17 protein-coding genes and 1 pseudogene are annotated in these 18738 nt (G+C 45.5%); 2 read left to right on the forward strand and 16 right to left on the reverse strand.

What is annotated here, in order from left to right; genetic code table 11:
• Positions 1 to 19: 19 nt before the first annotated feature.
• The 9 genes from BN1938_RS10380 to BN1938_RS10420 form a co-directional block, all read right to left on the reverse strand.
• Positions 20 to 1669, reverse strand: coding sequence for an RNA-binding domain-containing protein (locus tag BN1938_RS10380; RefSeq protein WP_050640516.1), 1650 nt, complete (start codon positions 1667 to 1669; stop codon positions 20 to 22).
• Positions 1670 to 1963: 294 nt separating this feature from the next.
• On the reverse strand, positions 1964 to 3076 hold the full coding sequence (locus BN1938_RS10385) for an aminotransferase class V-fold PLP-dependent enzyme (RefSeq protein WP_050640517.1): 1113 nt from the start codon (positions 3074 to 3076) through the stop codon (positions 1964 to 1966).
• Complete coding sequence (locus BN1938_RS10390; RefSeq protein WP_050640518.1) at positions 3060 to 4358, reverse strand: M20 family metallopeptidase; 1299 nt, start codon at positions 4356 to 4358, stop codon at positions 3060 to 3062. The genes BN1938_RS10385 and BN1938_RS10390 overlap by 17 nt, the downstream gene beginning before the upstream one ends.
• 11 nt (positions 4359 to 4369) lie before the next feature.
• Positions 4370 to 5098 (reverse strand): MBL fold metallo-hydrolase, encoded by a 729-nt coding sequence (locus BN1938_RS10395; protein ID WP_050640519.1) that lies wholly within the window; start codon positions 5096 to 5098, stop codon positions 4370 to 4372.
• Positions 5099 to 5106: 8 nt separating this feature from the next.
• Positions 5107 to 6111, reverse strand: coding sequence for a Gfo/Idh/MocA family protein (locus BN1938_RS10400; RefSeq protein WP_050640520.1), 1005 nt, complete (start codon positions 6109 to 6111; stop codon positions 5107 to 5109).
• A 60-nt stretch (positions 6112 to 6171) separates the two neighbouring features.
• Positions 6172 to 7647: an SLC5 family protein gene (locus tag BN1938_RS10405; RefSeq protein WP_050640521.1), complete on the reverse strand. Its 1476-nt coding sequence runs from the start codon at positions 7645 to 7647 to the stop codon at positions 6172 to 6174.
• 11 nt (positions 7648 to 7658) lie between these two features.
• Positions 7659 to 7970 carry a hypothetical protein gene (locus BN1938_RS10410; RefSeq protein WP_050640522.1) on the reverse strand — a complete coding sequence of 104 codons (312 nt, stop codon included), beginning with the start codon at positions 7968 to 7970 and terminating at the stop codon, positions 7659 to 7661.
• 25 nt (positions 7971 to 7995) lie between these two features.
• Positions 7996 to 8454 carry a RidA family protein gene (locus BN1938_RS10415; RefSeq protein ID WP_050640523.1) on the reverse strand — a complete coding sequence of 153 codons (459 nt, stop codon included), beginning with the start codon at positions 8452 to 8454 and terminating at the stop codon, positions 7996 to 7998.
• Positions 8455 to 8469: 15 nt separating this feature from the next.
• On the reverse strand, positions 8470 to 9141 hold the full coding sequence (locus BN1938_RS10420) for a helix-turn-helix transcriptional regulator (RefSeq protein WP_050640524.1): 672 nt from the start codon (positions 9139 to 9141) through the stop codon (positions 8470 to 8472).
• Between the two features lie 210 nt (positions 9142 to 9351).
• Here BN1938_RS10420 and BN1938_RS10425 point away from each other — a divergent pair, with 210 nt between their 5' ends.
• Together BN1938_RS10425 and BN1938_RS10430 are read left to right on the forward strand one after the other, a co-directional pair.
• The gene (locus BN1938_RS10425; RefSeq protein ID WP_050640525.1) at positions 9352 to 10299 is read left to right on the forward strand and encodes a sugar kinase; all 948 of its coding nucleotides are present in this window, start codon (positions 9352 to 9354) and stop codon (positions 10297 to 10299) included.
• 38 nt (positions 10300 to 10337) lie between these two features.
• Positions 10338 to 10979 (forward strand): bifunctional 4-hydroxy-2-oxoglutarate aldolase/2-dehydro-3-deoxy-phosphogluconate aldolase, encoded by a 642-nt coding sequence (locus tag BN1938_RS10430; RefSeq protein WP_050640526.1) that lies wholly within the window; start codon positions 10338 to 10340, stop codon positions 10977 to 10979.
• A gap of 221 nt (positions 10980 to 11200) precedes the next feature.
• Here BN1938_RS10430 and BN1938_RS10435 read toward each other — a convergent pair whose 3' ends face one another.
• The 7 genes and pseudogenes from BN1938_RS10435 to BN1938_RS10460 form a co-directional block, all read right to left on the reverse strand.
• A complete protein-coding gene (locus BN1938_RS10435; protein WP_050640527.1) occupies positions 11201 to 13825 on the reverse strand; it encodes an FtsX-like permease family protein in 2625 nt (874 codons plus the stop codon).
• Positions 13818 to 14504, reverse strand: a complete 687-nt coding sequence (locus BN1938_RS10440) for an ABC transporter ATP-binding protein (RefSeq protein ID WP_050640528.1) — start codon at positions 14502 to 14504, stop codon at positions 13818 to 13820. Before BN1938_RS10440 ends, BN1938_RS10435 begins: the two co-directional genes overlap by 8 nt.
• A gap of 222 nt (positions 14505 to 14726) precedes the next feature.
• Positions 14727 to 15575: a sensor histidine kinase gene (locus tag BN1938_RS10445; RefSeq protein WP_050640867.1), complete on the reverse strand. Its 849-nt coding sequence runs from the start codon at positions 15573 to 15575 to the stop codon at positions 14727 to 14729.
• 3 nt (positions 15576 to 15578) lie between these two features.
• A complete protein-coding gene (locus BN1938_RS10450) occupies positions 15579 to 16259 on the reverse strand; it encodes a response regulator transcription factor (RefSeq protein WP_050640868.1) in 681 nt (226 codons plus the stop codon).
• Between the two features lie 165 nt (positions 16260 to 16424).
• Positions 16425 to 16532, reverse strand: a pseudogene (locus tag BN1938_RS23075) (type II toxin-antitoxin system antitoxin, RelB/DinJ family); the annotation flags it as partial.
• 211 nt (positions 16533 to 16743) lie between these two features.
• Positions 16744 to 17211, reverse strand: coding sequence for a NanQ anomerase/TabA/YiaL family protein (locus tag BN1938_RS10455; RefSeq protein WP_050640529.1), 468 nt, complete (start codon positions 17209 to 17211; stop codon positions 16744 to 16746).
• A gap of 22 nt (positions 17212 to 17233) precedes the next feature.
• Entirely contained in the window at positions 17234 to 18730 is a 1497-nt protein-coding gene (locus BN1938_RS10460; protein ID WP_050640530.1) for a tripartite tricarboxylate transporter permease, read from the reverse strand.
• Positions 18731 to 18738 lie beyond the last annotated feature (8 nt).

An 18738-nucleotide genomic window follows, 5' to 3' on the forward strand; every position in this document is an offset into this window, starting at 1 on the left:
AGCGTGTGTTTTCGTGCGTTTAAGTTAATAACTTATATCGTGCACCTCTGCCTTTTCCTACTAAAACAAGCTTCTTTTTGTCCACCAGCCCTTTCAATACCCGATATGCCTGGCTGTTATTTATGTTTAATAGCTCACTTACATTATCCCTTGTAACATATCCTTGCTGCTTAGCCAGCTTTATCACAAGTTCATCATGCTTCAGTTTGTCTATCCCCGTTTGTCTGACATATCCCACTGCATTATTCTGCGCTCTGTAAACCTTTGCGCTTAAGATGTAAGTTCTGGCTTTCCCATTTCCACTCGCCTCTACCAGACCGCTCTCAAACAATTTCTCTATATTTGCTTTCGTTCTCGCCTCGCTTACATGGATGGTTTCCGACAATTCACTGATTGATACACGTCTTTGATTTTGCAGCGCTGATAAAATAAGCAGTGAATTAATTGGCAGCATTCTCCCCATTCTGTTCTCTTCATTTGAAATCATCCTAGCAAATGCCAGATCTGGCTCTGCTCTTTGGATAAATAACTTAACATATCGTTCCGTTGATTCTGAATAATCCGGCAGAGGACGTCCATAGATGATAGACCCTTCAAAAATACGATCAATCCCCCTTCCTGTCCGTTCAGCCAGCCCAACTCTTTTTAGTGCATCAGCCAGCGCCGGGTTCCGCCCATGCGGCTCCACTGTAAGTAGATTATTCAAGTTAACACCATCAATAAATCCTCCCGGACTACTAATGGACATTCCTTCATCCTCAATCGCTAAACGTACCATCTGCAAAATAGAATAATCCCTGTGACAAAAGGCATTTACCAATCCTTCTCGAAAGGCTGATTCCGAAAATTCCGGAACCGGTATTCGAAACAGTCCATATTCCATTTCCCGTTCCGGATTCCATGCCTTTAAATAGTTTTCAAAAATTTCAAATGTGGCCAGTAAAGGTTTTGTAAACTGTTCATTTATTCTTACCTGTGTTCCCTCAAGCACCTGAAAACTTGATTTTGCTGTCGGTATCACCTCCTGTAGCCTTTCTTCCTTACCAATGAGTAGCATACCTGTAACTGTGGGATAAAGAATTCCATTTTCTTCTTTCACTAAACGCAGAGCTTTATCCAATTCGGTATCTGTTAATTCCAAGAGGGACTTTTCGCCTTTTCGTATCTTTATAATACTCCGCAGGCGAGCTCTTTCATTTGGGTCTAAATCGTCAATTGTTGTTCCCGAAACTACTTGTGCAGAAAAATCGAGCATACTTAGTTCCGATAATCTGGTGTTAATTTCATATGGGTACATAGGAATATTTTGCGGTGTCCCATCTAATTTTAGCCGGCGCCTTAATATCTTACCATCCGAAGATGCTACAATTGTTTTACTCATCGGAATTTCTATTTTTAAAACATCATACCCCTCTTCATGCATGAGCTCTGTTCTAACGGGAACGGATGGAACTGTTCTGTTTGCGATCAAAGCCGCCGCTCCAATCTCGTCAGTATGATGCTTGTGAACGCCTGTGATATCACCATTATCTTCAACTCCAAGAAATAACACTCCGCCTTCCGTATTCGTCATTCCGATCACTGCCTCTATTAAATCTGTATCGCTCAGTTTTTTCAAATCACTTTTAAATTCTATTGTAAGAGTCTCTTTATTTGGTATTGTTCGCATAAAAACACCTCCTAAAACGCATTATATCACACTGTATGTGTTTAATCAATTACCCAAAACACACGCGTGCGTTTATTGGTATATTTCATAACAATTCGAGCTTGCCCATATATATCTTTATTACTACTCAATAACAATTTTCTTTAAAATAGAGACCGCATCGAGTAAAGAAATTGGATAATAAAAAACCTTATCGATGTTCATTTACAAGATCGATAAGGTCTTTCATCTTATTATACTCCTAACGCTACGATGGCGCTCTGTTCCAAAATACCAAGCATTCACTAAATTGACTCACTCATCCAGCACCTCCATCAGCCGGTCCACATCTTCTTTCGTATTATAAAAATGTACCGACACGCGGAGTCCTCCCCGGTAATTAACGCAGATATTCTTTGCTTTCAATTCTTCAAAAACTTTCTCCGCATTTTCACAACCAAGCAGCGTGATACCTGCAGCCCCGCCCTTACCCGGTGACAGCAGTGTAAGGTGCTTCCTGCTCCGGATCTGCTCCCTCAGATATCCGGTCAGCTCCTGTACTCTTTCCGTGATCTCCCGCTGATACTCCAGAACCACCTTGACTCCCTGACGCGCCCCATATATCCCTGAAAAGTTCATATTCCCCGTCTCATACTGTCTTGCTTCTCCCGCCAGGTCAAATTTATAGGTGCTGTAATCAAAGATATTCTTCATGCCGGCCCATCCCGTAAAGGGAACCCCCAACTCCGGCAGTGCCTCTTTATTGACGTAAACAAATGCGATTCCGTCCGGTCCCAGCAACCACTTAAAAAAACCGCTGATGACAAAATCCAGATGCACCTTCTGCACATCCAGCGGAAGAACTCCCATCCCCTGAATTGCATCCAGTACAAAATACATATGATTGTTTCTGCAGAATTCGCTGCACATTTCCAAATCCGCCACCATACCATTGGCAGACTGTACCCAGCTGATACTCAGCGCTTTGGTTTTCTCATCGCATATTTTAAAAAGTTTCGGCTCGTCCAGCACTCCGTCCGTAATATCTAACATACGCACTTCTACCCCACCGGCTTCCAGGTTCATCCAGGGATAGACATTCGAAGGAAATTCCAGATTGGTAATCACCACATTATCGCCCGGTTCAAGCTTCAACGCTTGTGCCGCCAAATTAATTCCCATGGAGGTGTTCTGGAGAAACATGATTTCTTCCGGGCTGCTTCCGATCAATGAGGCTATATCCTGCCGCAGCAGATCTGCTTCCTTCCAGTATTCTGCAAAGGCCGGACCGTATTTGCGCCGTTTCTCGTGAAATGCCTGAACCGCCTGCCAGACTTCCTCTGGCATAAGGGACATGGCCCCTGTATCTAAATAGCATTTTTCGCAATTCGAATGGATGCTCTCTGCAATTTTATCTAAGGATTTCATCTATTCCCTCCTCTGCTGCTCTTAATATCATATCTTTTAACACCGCTGCCGCTGTTTCAATCTGACTGATCTCGATGTATTCTTCCCGGGTATGCGCCTGATCGATGGAGCCTGGCCCGAATACGAAAACGGGGATGTCCCACTTTGCCAGCTTACTTGCATCACAGCCATATGGAAGTCCCGCAATCTCCGTCTCCAGCCCATGTTTTTGCATCACTTCCTGCATCCCTGATTCCAAATGTTCCGGCAGCTGCGCTCCATAGGCTGGATCAATCAGATACGGAGCGCCAAACACAACGCGTTCCTGATCCTCTTCGTTTAAATTCTCCAGAATAATACTCTGGATTTCCCGATATACTTCCTCCCAATGCTCACCCGGTATCATTCGCCGGTCCACATGGATTGCACAGTGATCCGGCACGGCATTCACAATCCTCCCGCCCTCAATCAGAGATACTGCAATGGACGCACTCCCACATCTAGCATCCTTTCTGCAGACGATCTGCGCCTCGATCTTCTCCTGAATAATCCGGATGATCTCCGCCATCAGATAGATTGCATTCACGCCCTTCTCCGGCGTGGATGTGTGCGCGGCCACCCCCGTTGTCTCTATGCGAAAGCGGATGCTGCCCTTGCATGCAGCGGCCAGCCGCAGCTCAGTCGGTTCCCCGACAATGACTGCCGCCACCTTGTCCCGATGTTCCCAGGCCAGGAACTCATCCACGCCTCTGTGCCGGAACTCCTCATCGCAGCACAGGGCAATGCATATGTCAAAGGGCAGACTGCCATGTTTCTCTCTTAACTGTTCCAGCGCCAGGATCATCGCACACAGCTGCCCCTTGGCATCGCAGCTTCCGCGCCCCCGGATTCTTCCCTGCTCTGCCCGGGCACAAAATGCCTGCTCCATCTCCTTTGCATCCACCACATCACTGTGTGTCTGCAGCAGAATGATGGGCTTGCTTCCAGGCATCTTACTGGTGCTGATAAGCAGGTTTGTTCTGCCGGGCAGAACCTCCTGTTCCGAGCAGTAATATCCCTTCTCCGCCATCAATTTCCGCACATGCCGGACATATTCTTTCTCTCCGAACACCGGGTCCTCATCGATGGCATGATCCCCGGGGTTCACACTCGGGATTTCCACAAATCCTGTTAAAAGCCTTATGATTTCAGCTCTTAGTACACCTTTGCGAATCGCTTCCCTGTTCTGTGCCGCCCCTTTCTCCTGTCTGCCTGATTTATTGCCACTGCTGTTTTCCCGCTTGATTTCTTTCTTTTCTTCCATTTCCCCCACACTCAAAATGACGGCGGCATAAATGCCCTGGACATATGATAGATTGCTTTATCCACATGATCCTGTGCATGGCTCAGAATCACCATGCGGTGTCCCGGGAATAAAATATCCAGGTCAAGTCCCGCCAGCTTCTTGATATCCTTTCTGTATAAAGACAGATCGCAGCCCGGGCAGTTTAATAACCCCACTACCCCATTTGCAAATACATAATCTCCGGAAAAGAGCACCTTTCTCTTTCCGTCATCCAGCAGGTACAGCAGCATTCCTGCACTGTGCCCCCTCACTTCAATTGCCTTCAGGCAGTACTTCCCGACTCTGACTTCATCTTTGCCCTGCAGAAATGTATCCGGCTCCGGAAAGAGATACTCCCGCCCCTCGGGATAGCACCCCGTATGCCGGGAGATCTCATATGCCTCTTTGACATCCTCCGGATTTTCCTGCATATCCTTCCATTCTCTCAAAGGGGCAGCGACTTCGATCCCCAGTTTCTGCAGGTCTCTTCCTCCGCCACAATGGTCGGCATGCAGATGGGTCAGATATACCCGTTTCAGTTTGCGGATGTCGATGACCTCTCTGATATTTTGCAGAATCCGTTCTGTGTCGTAGCCCACACCGCAGTCAATCAGCGCAGCCTCCTCCCCGCCGTCAATCAGATAAACATGACAGTCATACTCATTTGAGATCCCAAATTCTGCGCTCCCAACCAAATAAATGTCTTCTGTCAGCTTCATGGTTCCATTCAGCTCCTTTCCACGATCCTGCCGCTGTCACAGGACTGAATCAATAACTGGCAAAATTCAATTCCCATCACAGCCTGCTCCACAGTTACAATCTGCCGGTCTGTTCTGCCAAGCACAAGATCAATCATGTGCTGGTCTTCATTAACAAGGGCTCCTGTAAGCCTTCCGTTCACCTCCGGCCAAAGCGTCATATCATAGCTCTCCATCTTCCCGTCAAACATGGACGAAAGCGCATTCCCCGGACAGTTCAGCCTGATCTGCCCCTTAGACGTCATGATAACCATCTCCGTATCCAGATACTGGCCGTACTCGTCCGGCAGCCGCCATTGTGTCTCCAGATTGCAGAGCACGCCGTTTTCCATCTCTGCTATCCCAAATACAATATCCGGGCTTTCAAATTCTTCCTTTGTCCGCTTTTCCATTCCGCAGACCTTCTTTACTCTGGAACCGGTCAGCCATGTTATGATATCGATATCATGCGCCAAAGCCATAAAGACCGGATGCGTCCTGGAGTGCAGAGAGAATCTCTCAACCGGTACATTCCTCTTTACACGGATCGACTGGATTTCTCCATGCTTTTTTGCATCCTGCAAGATACGGTGCGCGTTATTATAAGAAGCATCGTATCGCAGAATGTGGCCCGGCAGAATGTGAAGCTCCGTACTTTGATCCAGGGCCAGAAGTTTCTCTCCATCCTCCACGCTCAGACAGATCGGCTTTTCCAGAAGCACATGCTTCCCCGCATGGATTGCCTTCTCAGTAAAACTATAATGGGTATCTTCTCCGGTTGCAACAATCACAACATCAATATCCGCATCATCCACAAGTTCATCCACATCCGTGTACCATTTGGGGATATCATACTCCTCACATAAAGCCTTCAGCCTGCTCTGGGTTCTGCAGCTGACAGCCACAAGTTCCGCCTCCGGGATCTGCTTCAATGTCTGAATGTGCATGACCCCAAAATCACCCACACCAACAATTCCAAACCTTACCTTCGCCATATGAAACCTCCTTATCAAAAAGGGTATCTTAATATGCTCGCATTAAGATACCCGGTATTATTATTTTTGTTCCGGCTGTGCTATTCTTTGAAAGAACTGAGCCATTCCCGTTTCTTCTTTCGTTTTTCTTTTAACCGCGTATGATACGATCACACATACGATCAATGATAAACAAGTACTTGTAGCGGTTGTTACTGCCAGCCCCTGAATACCGCCTGTTCCGGTAAATGATACGACTGCCCCGCCAATGGTTCCCGCAATCAGGCCTGACAGCGCCCCTGTTGCGTTGATCTTCTTTACAAATAATCCAAGTACAACCATGACGAAGATTGGCATGTCTGTAATTGCAATTACGTTCAGGATTGCATTCAGCGCCCCGCCGATCTTCGGTACAAGCAGCGCCCAGCAGGTTCCCAAAACCGCCATGATAATGGTAACCAGCCTGGATACTTTCAGATACTTCGCAGAGGATTCATTAGGTCTCCATTTTTTGTAAAAATCTTCTGTTATCAGAGAAGATGACGCGCACAAAGCGGAGTCTGCCGTTGAAAGGCCGGCCGCAATCAGCGCCGAGAAAAAGATACCGATTAACCCTGTAGGAAGCAGTTTCATAAATATGGTAGGACCTACCATGTCAGGGCTCATAGATGCAACTGTCGCGGGGTCCAGCATGACTTTTGCCGCGATACCAGGCATAATCTCCATAATTGCCATAGGAATTGCAATCACGCCTGCCAGCAGAATTCCCCATCTTGCCACATTGACCGTCTTTGCCCCAAGTCCTCTCTGCATCACAAACTGGCTTGTAATGAAATAAGGGAATCCCAGCAATGTCATTGCGATAATATACGGCCAGCCGTTTGGATGTTCCAGGGCTGGAACTACTTCCATCATTTCCGCAGGCACTGCGTTCACAAGACCGCCCCAGCCGCCGAATTCCTTGAAAATGAAGACCATACCGATAAATAATCCGATCCACATCAGCACAAACTGAATCACGTCCGTTACAACAACAGATGTAAGACCGCCAAGATAAGTGTAGATCAATACAATTACCGCCGTACCGATGATAACAATCCAAAGCGGAATGTCAAACAGCAGGCTGAGGATTACTGCCGCCGCATAAGTGGTAACGCCCATTCTGTTCATGGTATCCGCGATAATCCATATCACGCTGATCAGGCCGCGGACCCTGCCGTCATATCTGTCTTCAAAGATCTCTGACATCGTCGTATAACGGAGCTTTCGGTAAACAGGGACGAATACGACCGCTGCCAGCACACATGCACAGGCATTCAGCGCAATCCACACAACCGATATTCCTGAATTGTACACAACGCCCGGCTTCCCAACCATACTCCAGGTGGAGAAGTTTGTCGCCCCAAAGGTTGCCGCCAGTGCGAATGGCCCGAAGGATCTCCCGCCAAGGGCAAAGTCTTCAAATCCACTGACTTTTTTTGATACATAATAGCCGATAAACAACGTAAAGATCAGGTATAACACCATGATCGCTATATCAATAAATGAAATATTCAAGGATGCACCTCCTACTCTCCCAGCATCTTAATAACCTCATTCCGGATTACGGCGATAAAACCGCCAATGAACCAAACTGCATATCCGCCCAGCACGATCACGGTAATGATATGCCCGGACAGCCAGTTACGGAGGACGCAGCCACCGATGAACATTACCGCCCCAAGGGCCATCACCCACATGCCATACCGTTTCCTTGTAACCGGCGCGTGCTTACTTTCGAGAAAAAATATTTTCCCCCGGAACTCCATAAGCGGACCTATTATCATCAATAATGTGGAAGCAATGATAGAACCCATGATTAAAATAGTAACAAAATCCATTCAATTCCCTCCTTCCCGATCACAGCTACTTCAGTTCTGCGATCAGCTCAATTTCAACCGGTGTATGAAATGGCAGTTCGTTGGATGCAATTGCGCTTCTGCTGTGCCTGCCGTCTTCTCCGAAAACCTCGACTAACAGCCTGGATCCGCCATTGATGACTGCCGGCTGTAAGACAAATCCCTCTGCGGAATTCACAAACCCCAGTACCTTCACGATCTGTTTGATCTTACCGAGATCTCCGACGTACTGCTTTAAGACCGCGATCGCATTGATCATGCACTGTCTTGCCGCCTCCTGTCCCTGTTCCACAGTCAGCTCTCTGCCAACCTTGCCCTCATATAAGAGCTTTCCGTCTTTTTTGCAATCCTGTCCGGACACAAAAAGCAGTTTCCCTGCCTGTTTTACAGGCACATACTCTGCAATTGGCTTCACCGGCACAGGAAGTATAATGCCCAATTCTTCCAGTTTTTTCTCCGCGTCCATTTCTTTCGCCCTCCTTTATTCTGGTTTGTTTTCTCTTACCTGGTCCAAATAACTGTAAAATGTATATTTAGATATACTTAGAAAATCTGCTACCTTTTCTCCAGCTTTCGAAATTACAAATGCCCCTTTCTGATCCAGATACTCCAGTATCCTGCATTTATCCTCCTTTTCTAGTTTATTAAGCGGCTTGTCCACTTCCTGAAGTGCCTGCTGCAAAAGATAGTCTAACAGTTCGTTTACGTTATTTACGAAGATCTCTCCCTGCTCCCCGGCTGTCGTCTGATCCGTCTCGCTGTAGAGACTGTATCCGTTTCTCTCATGGAGCTGCTTCTCCATATCAATGGATACCGTAATGTCTTCGTTAATACAGATGGAGCCGATTGTGGTTCCCTCATCATCCTTGATGAAAACGGTAGAAGACTTGAGGATCCGGTCATTCTTTGTATGGGTAATATACTTATACATATCCCCGTCCTTCACCTTGCCGGATAATACCCGCAGTCCAAGATTGCTTCCGCAGTCTCCGATCTTACGGTTTGTAATGTGCCCATTACGGATATCCACGATCGTATGGTTGTAGTCTTTCGTCAGATCATGCAGTAGTATTTCCGTATTGGTGCCAAGCTGCTGCTCCAGCATATCCAGAAGTCTTTTAAAAAAATCCCATTCGTCATATATACTTTTCATATCATCGCCTCCCAAACTATTTATTTGCATACTAACAATTTGTTTGTTTTTTGTAAATAGACAATTTCACTATTTTTTTGTGTACTTTTTTGTTAATTATGTATGATTGACTTTTATATATAGCTAATTTACACTAAAAGAAACATAACTTTTTGTTTTGTTCATAACTTTTAGTTTGTTATAATATAACTTTTTGTCAGGAGGTCAAACATGAAGTATGATTTAGTCAGCGTGGGAGAAACCATGGTCTGCTTCCTTCCGGATTCCGTCAATCCATTGCGATATGTCAATGGATTTCGAAAAACGATCGCAGGGGCAGAAAGCAATGTGTGTATTGGATTATCGAAACTGAATAAGAAGACCTGCTGGATCAGCAGTCTTGGAAAGGACGAATTCGGTTCCTATATAAGAAACCAGATCCGAAGCGAAGGCGTAGATGTATCGGCTAATATTTCCCAAACTTCTTCCACCGGCATCATGTTCAAACAATTTACTTCCCACCGTGACAATGCCGTGTTTTACTACCGCAGGAATTCGGCTGCATCCGGCCTCACCATGGAGGACATGCCCCTTGACCGCATCAAAGACACAAGGCTTTTGCATCTGACAGGCATACTTCCCGCATTAAGTGAATCCTGTCGGGAGACAGCCATGGGGCTGATTGAATTTGCGAATGCCCGCCATATCCCGGTGTCCTTTGATCCGAATATCCGGCTGAAGCTCTGGGATATATCCGCAGCCAAAGCGGCGCTGCTCCCCATGATAAAAAAGGTGGATCTTCTCCTGCTGGGAGAAGAGGAGGCAGACGTTCTCTTCGGCGCACACGATCCGGATACCCTGCGGAAGGTACAAAAAGAAAACAACTATACCATGCTTGCCCTGAAGCGGGGTGCAAAGGGCTCTGCTGTCTTTACTCCGGATAGGGTTGAGGAGGTGGATTCCTTTCCTGTTAACAGCATGGATAACATCGGGGCTGGAGATGCCTTTAATGCCGGATTCCTGTATGGTTATCTGGAGGAATGTTCCCCCAGGCAATGCGGTGTTCTGGGTAATGCAATGGGCGCATTTGCCGTTATGGGCCCTGGCGACACCGAAACCTTGCCTGATGCAGCATCACTGCATAGCTTTATACAGCATCGTGATGAAATCTTACGGTGACGCGGACACTTGAAATGCTATGGAAAAGGAGATTATTTATGATAAGTGAAATTCTGAATCAGATCCGGAAAACGAAGATTATAGCGATTGTTAGAAATATTCCCTTCGAGTACCTGAGCGGCACCCTGCAGGCACTTTATCAGGGCGGTATCCGCAATGTAGAGATCACGTTCAATTCTCCGGATACCCTGGAAATGATCCGGTTTGCCAGGGAACACTATGGCACGGAAATGCTCATCGGAGCCGGAACCGTATTGGATGCCGAAACTGCCCGCAGTGCCATACTCGCAGGTGCGGACTTTGTTCTTGCGCCAACCCTTGATATTGACACCATCACCATGTGCAGCCGCTATTCCCGGCTTGCCGTTCCCGGAACACTGACCCCGACCGAAATACTGAGGGCCTGTGAGGCCGGAGCCCAGTTGATTAAAGTATTCCCGGTCGGGCCGATGGGGCCGCATTATATCAAAGATGTCCTCTCCCCGCTTCCTCAAGTAAATCTGTTGCCTGTCGGAGGTGTGAATCTGACTAATGCGGACGAACTCTTTGCCTGCGGGGCCTTTGCGCTTGGTGTCGGCAGTGATCTGGTGGATAGAAAGCTGATTATGAATGGGGAATATTCCAAGATTAGCTCTATTGCAGAGAAGTATATGGATATTGCGAATAAGTACGTAGAATAAACTTAGAAGACTAATAACATATCGTGAAAAAGACCTTACCGATTTCCACCGCACCATTTCCATTTGATCCTTGGCGCTGGTCTATATACATTTTTATACATTCAGCAAGAGCTTCCGGCAAATATTTTGGTGCGAGAATTGGAGCTAAAGCAGCCGGAATGCCAAATGCCGTAAAAAATTAAGGGGGACTTGAATGAACAAGTCCCCCTTACCTAAATGTCCTAATCCACCTTCTGTAATTCTTCCACCACGCTGCCAGAATTTCCAAACCGGAACGCCAGATACGGAACCAGTACTCCAAGTAATATCAGAACCGGGAATACGATCAGCATCGGGGTAATCAGGAATTCATACCTCATAAACCACATTCCCTGGGACAACGCCTTAACTATGGTCAATGAGATGAAACACCCCGCTGCCAGAGAGAATGCGATGGTCAGCAGAGCATAATAGAGCCCTTCCACAATGACCAGTCTTGTCAGCTGCCTCCTTGTCATACCAATCGCCTGCATCATGGCAAATTCCCTCTGTCTTGAAATAATTCCTGTCAGAATGGAATTGACAAAGTTCAGTATCCCAATAAATCCAATGACAAATGCAAGAGAACCGCCCACCATCAGAAACATTCCTGTTATAGATGAAAATTGCTCTACATACTGCAGTTTTGAAGAATAATTCATCAGCGGTTCACGGCTCCCGGTATAGCTGTCCAGCCATGCATCCACATCTCTGTCTTTTCCCTCCTTTACGTTGAAGGAATAACTCATAAGGAACTTTTCAGATATGATTTCTTTAAAGAAATCTGCACTTACATAGTAAGTAAATTCTGTATTCAGGCGGTTCGTAAGATTCCAGTAATCATCTTTTATTACAGAAAGGACAGTGACCTCCTTTTCCTTATACTCTCCGTTTTTATCCATATAATTGAGTATAATCTTATCCCCAGGCTGGTGAAGTACTTTATCTTCAAGCACCTCGCCTTTGTCATCAACCTCTGTAGAATAGATGATGTAATCCCCCGTGGCAAGCTTTTCCCGGATAGTATTCGCATCGCTTTCGCCCTTCCACACTTTCATCTCGCCCACAACAAAGTCTTCCACTCCATAAAACATAACGGAATAATCCCCGTTCTCCATCTGTGGAATTGGTATAAAATTTTTTCCGTAGTACTCTCCCGGATTTCCATTTTCATCGACGTCATATCCTTCCGGAACCGCTATATTATCTTTCTTAACCCCCACTTTTCTATTGGCGGCATAGATGCGCCCGCCCTCTTCAAACCCGTTAATTCCCTGGCATGCCTCTATAAAGGATTCCGTAAGATTTTCCTCGTCAATCTCTTCTTCGGAGATACCATGATAAAAATCCGTGTTAAAATACTTGGCATTGGCGATTAAAAAGTCGGAATTTGTAAAGCTTCTGAGAAACAGATCCATGTCAAAAGAATTTGTGATCGTGAACACGCTGTTTAAAAGTACAACTGCCAAAGACAACGATACAATAATAATGGATGTTTTTCCCTTACTTCTTCCCAAATTAGAAAGCGCCATCCTCCAGATTTTTCCGCCGCCTGAAGAACGTTTTCCTTTCTTCTTTGCCCTCTTACCTTCCGTAAAGCGTAACGCTTCAATTGGAGAAACTTTTGCCGCCAATCTTGCAGGATGCCCGGTAGATATAAATATCGTAACCAGTGAGAATGCCGCTGCCCCTATAAAAATTACCGGGTTGACCGGCACCTGAGTCTCCCCGCGAGTTACTGTCCCGGTAGTATTCAAAATAGCAGGGAGCAGCGCTTTTCCTACGAAAAACCCGGCCAAAAGTCCGATTGGGATCCCTATGACAGAAAGCTTCAAAGCCTGCCTGCGGATAATTTTTTTAATCTGCCGTCCCGTTGTCCCGATCGTTTTGAGCAGTCCGTAATAACGAATATCTTTCATGATGGAAATACGGAAAATATTATATATGATCAGATATCCGGTAATCAGAATCAGCACAAGAGCTCCCGCTACAGCGCCTACGGTGGTGAGATCTGTGTCTGCCCCGTCAGAAACATATGCCCAGTTGGCATTGCTGGCTATATAATTGTCATCTCCCGGTTCCGTTGAAAATCCGCTTTCCGTCAGCACCCGATCCAGCTTTTTCTGGATACCCAGACTATTGGAAAATATAACATCCATACGGATAGCACCCATAGTGGAGCCGGTGTCATCCTGCCCCTTATACTCAAGCTCCTGTGCATATTTTTCTACGTAGGCCTGGGATACCAGGGCAAATCCCACATCCAGAGCCGGATCTGATTTGATAACCCCGGACACAGTAAATGTGCGCTCTGTAATGGTTTCATCATAATTATGCAGCTGCAGGTCCAGAGTGACTTTCTGTCCGGGCTCTTTCGGAAGCCCCAAAAGCTCCATAGAAGTCTCATCCAGTAGGATTTCGTCTGCCGCTTTTGGTGCTTTTCCTTCTATGATGTCTATAAAACAGTGCGGGTAGGCTTCTTCCGGATAGTACCAGGCTTCGGCATGGCGTTTTAAAAATTCCGGATTCCGGACATAATCCGCCACAAGCCGGCATGGCATGCTCTCCTTAATCAGCGGGTGTACTTTAAGTTTCTCATACTCCTCCTGTGTAAGTTCTTTGAATACCCCGTGTGCATCGCCGCCGGACTGCCTTGCCGTCTGTCTTTGGAAGGTATATACGGTCCCAATGCCTACAGAAAACAGTGCCGAGAACAGCATTGATGTCAGGGCTATTGCAGCCACAGCTATCAGATTCCTTGTCTTATTTACTTTAAAGCTTTTATCCGACAGGCGGCGGATCACCTCTTTGTTCTTCACCTTACGCATGGCTTTCACCGCCTTTACCTCTCACCTTTCCGTCCTCAATCCGTATGATTCTGTCTGAAAGCTGGGCAATCCCCTCATTGTGTGTAATCATTACCATGGTCTGCCCGTACCGCTGGCTTGTAATCTTCATCAGGCTTAGTACGTCCTGGCTCGTGGCAGAATCCAGATTTCCCGTAGGCTCATCCGCCAGGATAATAGCTGGCTTTGATGCCAGTGCCCTTGCAATGGCAACCCTCTGCTGCTGTCCGCCGGAAAGCTGTGAAGGCAGGCTGTAGCATTTCTCATTCAGTCCCAGTGTTCTGATGACCTCTTTTACAAACGCCTTATCAACCTGGTTTCCGTCCAGTTCAATCGGAAGGACGATATTCTCATATACATTCAGTACAGGAACAAGGTTAAAACTTTGGAAAATAAATCCGATCTTTCGTCTGCGGAAAATAGTCAGTTCTTCATCCTTCAGGGCAAAAATGTCTTTTCCGTCCACGTATACCGTCCCCTCCGTTGGGCGGTCAAGTCCCCCCAGCATATGAAGAAGCGTGGATTTTCCGGAACCGCTGGTCCCTACAATCGATAAGAATTCCCCTTTCTCTACGCTAAGGTTTACCCCGTCCAGGGCTCTCACAAGGATTGCATCTTTCCCGTAATATTTTTTCAGATTCTTTGTCTTTAATACAGCCATTTGTTTTCCTCCTTCTGATGTTTCAACAATTCTGTTCCGATTCACGGCCTATGGCCCGTGCATAGTAACACAATTCTCTCATATGACTGAAAGGGCCATATCTCCTATTGATATGAAAAGATTGCACCGAAATGCAATCTCCTTTCGTATCTTCAATATTACAGGGCAATCCTAACTACATTCTGTCTGAATCCTAACAGTTGTGATAGAATTTCACAAGAATCAGACTCCCTTCCCCAGATAAATTTCAAAAACCGATCCCTTCTCTGTGCCGGGCCCTACTTTGATATATCCGTCATTTTTTCTAACGATTTCCCTGGCCAGGTAAAGGCCGATGCCGACGCCTTCCTCCTGCTGGTTGCCTGCCCCCCTATAGAAACGGCTGAATATCCTGCTTCTTTCCTCCTCCGGGATACCAGGACCTTCATCGGCTGTTCTGATGCACACATACATTGGGTATTCGATTACAGATACTGTTAATGTGCTGCCATTGGGCGAGTATTTTATCCCATTGTCCAGAATATTAAAAAGCGCTTCTTCCGTCCACTTCAAATCAAAGACCGCTTCAATGCTGTCAAAATCTGGTTCCAGGATTGTGACGGACTTTTCCTGTGCATGGGCTTTTGCATCCCTTATAGCATTCTCAACCAAAGGCCTGAGCGGTTGTTTCACCGGAACAACTTCCAGAATATCACTCTCTAGCCTGGACATCTTCACCAGTGCTTTAATCAGGAATTCCAGCTTTTCCGCCTGTACATGAAGCTGCTCTGCAATCACCTCCCCCTCCTCGGTTAGCGGCTGTTCTTTTAAAAGTTCGCTGTATAGAATGATATTAGCAAGTGGTGTTTTTGTCTGATGTGAAATATCTGAGAGAATGGACTTGATGTCCGCTCTCTCTTTGCGTGCCGCCTCAACTGACAGCTTCGAGGTGGAAAGATACTGTTTCCATCTGGATTCCAGCCTTGAAAGCTCTGTCTCGTCATAATTGACTTCCTGAAATGTACCTTCCATGGCCTCATCAAGCATCTGTTCCAAACGTTTCATCGTTTGATTCGTTTTCAATATGCCCATCATCTATTCTCCTTTTTCCCACACATACCCGATTCCATAGACAGTCCTGATCGGGCTTTCCTTCTCTTTGCGCTTCAGCTTTTTCCTCAGCCTGCCCACGGCAACCGACAGGGCGTTCTCATCAATATAATCAGATCCCTCCTGCCAGATTCCCTCATTCAATATTTCCCTTGTCAATGTCTGTCCCGGGTGCGATATAAACATGCGGAGAAGCTTCTGCTCCGTACGGCTCAGCTCGATCGGATTCCCCAAAACTTCAAACACCTGCCTGTCGAACGCGAAGGAATAACCGCCTTTTTCGTATCTGCTTCCCGTATCATTTTCCAGGCGCGCAAACAGGCGCTCCACTCTGGCCCTTAAAACCATCAGGCTGAACGGTTTCGTAATATAATCGTCGGCCCCCATCTCGATTCCCCTGACCTCATCGATCTCCATATCGTTGGCAGTGAGCATGATAACCGGAACGCTGGAAGTCGTACGCACATGCCCAAGAAAATCATATCCGCTGCCATCTGGCAGATTAATGTCCAAAAGCACCATGTCCACTTCTGCTGTCTCCCAGTATTCCATGCCTTCCTTCAAAGAAAAGGCTTGCAAAAACTTCCAGTCAGGTTTCCTTAAAGCCAGTGCCACGCCTTGGTTCAGGCCCTTGTCGTCTTCTATAATTAAGATTATTTTTCCCATAATCTGTCCTTTCATAATTCCTGTTGCGGATCAATTTTTATAACATACAAAATAGTTAACAGCAATTTCTATCTGAATCTTCCATAAAACAACATCATCAATTTTAAATCAAAAATACAACAGGTAATCTCCCAGACTACCTGTCAGTGCAATTTGATTCAATTACATATCTATCGCTGTTGACATTGGGATTCCTAAACGTGACAGCACATCTTCGGCACGTTGTTTTACACTTGGATTCACTCTTAAATTCAATGTTGCTGATTTTTCCATATGCTTTCATCTCCTTTGTTTGATTGTAACGCAATTGTTGTTACGCAACAAGCACGAACCCCATTTTTTAGTACAATAAGTTACTATTCACGGCCTATGGGCCGCGCATAGTTACGGCATCTGGCTTATTTAAAATCGCCAGTGGTGAGAAGCCAGATGCCCGCCCCCATTACTTTATTTGCTATGTACATTACAAAAATAGCAGGTAATCTTATAGACTACCTGCCATTGCTATTTTAAAAACAATCTTTTTTACTGGCCCTTTTTCTTCATTCTTTATGCACGGCATATGGGCATCCTGTGGTGCATAATACCCAAATTTCCCCTTATTAAGAATATGATAACCATAATTTTTTCTCTTTTTATAAAAAATAATATCTTCTTTAGGTGTTCTATCCTCTTCCGTTTCCAGTTCGTCCGCAAAATCCACATAGATTCGTTCTTCTCCATCAACGATATACTGCAGATCAGCGTATTTTCGATGTGCTTCCATTCTTCCGGCTCCCCGGTCTTTTGTTTCGTAACTCTGCACGATTGCAAATAGCTTGTCTCCATCTAACGCGTACCGTCCTTCCGCAATTCCTTTTTGTTGGACTTGTTCGATAAAGGATACTATCTGCTCTGCATACGGCTTTATATCTCCATAAGTCTTCAGATTTTCTAATTTATCAAAAATCATTTTTATCTATCTCCAGCTTCGTTTACTTCTTCTTTCCAAACATTTTCTTCACAGCAGGACCAAGTATCGGTGAAAAGAGGGAAATAACTGCCAAAGCTAAAAATACTGCACAGATTGGATGTGTAAAGAAAATGGAGAATTTTCCATCACTCATTGTAAGCGCTCCCCGGAAATTAGTTTCCGCAAGTGCACCTAATATGATACCGATAACAATCGCCGACATTGAGAACTCAGTCTTATTCATAAAATATCCAAGGATTCCAAATCCAACCATTACAAACACATCTATTATAGAATTGTTATAAGCATACGCCCCGACAAATGTAAGTGTAAAGATGACCGGAAGAAGAATTTCTTTGGGTATATTTACAACTTTTACAAATACACGAATCATGGAAAATCCCATAATTCCCATTACAACATTCGCAAGCAGCAGTCCTATGAAAATCGCATAAACTGAGCTTGCCTGTTCTTTGAATAATAACGGCCCGGGCTGCATTCCCTGAACCATCAGCGCTCCAAGCATAATTGCTGTTGCTCCGTCTCCTGGAATTCCAAGTGTCAGCATTGGAATCATCGCTCCACCTGATACAGCATTATTTCCTGCCTCAGGTGCAACGATACCTTCCGGCTCTCCATTTCCAAAGTTGTTCTTATATTTTGACCATCTCTTTGCCTGATCGTATGATACAAAAGAAGCAATATCTCCGCCTGTTCCCGGAATGCAACCAATAAATGTTCCAAATATAGAAGAACGAAGAAGCGTAACAAATACACGTCTGATATCCGCCCATGTTGGAAATACTCTTTTAATCTTTACATCCGTCTTTGTATGCTTTTCTTTGTAACAGTCTTCAACACTTTGAAGTACCTGAGAAAACGCAAATAATCCGATCAGTATCGGAACAAATGAAATTCCTCCAAGTAAATAAGTAGAACCAAATGTAAAACGCATAGAACCACTGAGATTATCGATCCCAATTGTTGCAATAAATAATCCGATAAATCCTCCAAGCAGCCCTTTTGCTATGGAACCTGATGATACACTTGTAATGATACTGAGTCCAAATATTGCAAGTGCAAAGTATTCAGGTTTAGAAAATTTCAAAGCAACCGATGCAAGTAATGGTGAAAAGATGATCAAACAGATTGCACTGAATACTCCGCCAAACGTTGAGCCAAAAGTTGACAAGCCCAAAGCTCTTCCTGGTTGTTTTAACTTTGTGGCCATGGGATATCCATCCAGTGTTGTAGCAACAGATGCCGGTGTCCCCGGTGTCTTTAAAAGAATCGCTGAAATAGATCCGCCATATATCGCACCACAATATATTCCAAGCAACATTAGAATACCGCCTACACCCTGGAATGCAAATGTAAGAGGAAACAACAGAGCAATTCCCATATTAACAGAGAGTCCCGGCATGGCCCCGATCAGAATACCTGCCCCTGTTCCAAAAACCAAACCCAGCAGATTTGTCACTGTAAATACATTACCAAGTGCTGTCATTATATCTGCCATTCTTTCCA

It is taken from the genome of Eubacterium sp. SB2 (genome assembly GCF_001244405.1).
GTDB lineage: Bacteria > Bacillota > Clostridia > Lachnospirales > Lachnospiraceae > Faecalicatena > Faecalicatena contortus_B.